1 rRNA gene is annotated in these 911 nt (G+C 46.8%); it reads right to left on the bottom strand.

The features are described 5' to 3' along the window. Positions 1-911 (bottom strand): 16S ribosomal RNA (locus tag QMO11_RS21840); the annotation flags it as partial.

Here is a 911-nt window from a genome sequence, read left to right on the forward strand (position 1 = left end):
CTGTCAATCTACATTTAAGTCCAGGTAAGGTTCCTCGCGTATCATCGAATTAAACCACATGTTCCTCCGCTTGTGCGGGCCCCCGTCAATTCCTTTGAGTTTCATTGTTGCCAACGTACTCCCCAGGTGGATTACTTAATGCTTTCGCTCAGTCGCTGACTATGTATCGCCAACAACGAGTAATCATCGTTTACGGCGTGGACTACCAGGGTATCTAATCCTGTTCGCTACCCACGCTTTCGTGCATCAGCGTCAATTATAGCTTAGTAAGCTGCCTTCGCAATCGGTGTTCTGTGTTATATCTATGCATTTCACCGCTACACAACACATTCCGCCTACCTCAACTAAATTCAAGACTAACAGTATCAATGGCAGTTTTACAGTTAAGCTGCAAGATTTCACCACTGACTTATTAGTCCGCCTACGCACCCTTTAAACCCAATAAATCCGGATAACGCTCGCACCCTCCGTATTACCGCGGCTGCTGGCACGGAGTTAGCCGGTGCTTATTCATATAGTACCTTCAAATCATTACACGTAACGACCATTATTCCTATATAAAAGAAGTTTACAATCCATAGAACCGTCTTCCTTCACGCGACATGGCTGGTTCAGACTTGCGTCCATTGACCAATATTCCTCACTGCTGCCTCCCGTAGGAGTCTGGTCCGTGTCTCAGTACCAGTGTGGGGGACCTTCCTCTCAGAACCCCTAGACATCGTCGACTTGGTGAGCCGTTACCTCACCAACTATCTAATGTCACGCATGACCATCTTTTACCGCCGAAACTTTATCTAGAAAAACATGCGAATCTCTAGAACTATGAAGTATTAATCCGAATTTCTCCGGGCTATCCTTCTGTAAAAGGCAGGTTTCATACGCGTTACGCACCCGTGCGCCGGTCGTCATCT

Origin of the sequence: Saccharicrinis aurantiacus, assembly GCF_947489045.1 — a bacterium.
Lineage (GTDB): Bacteria > Bacteroidota > Bacteroidia > Bacteroidales > Marinilabiliaceae > Saccharicrinis > Saccharicrinis aurantiacus.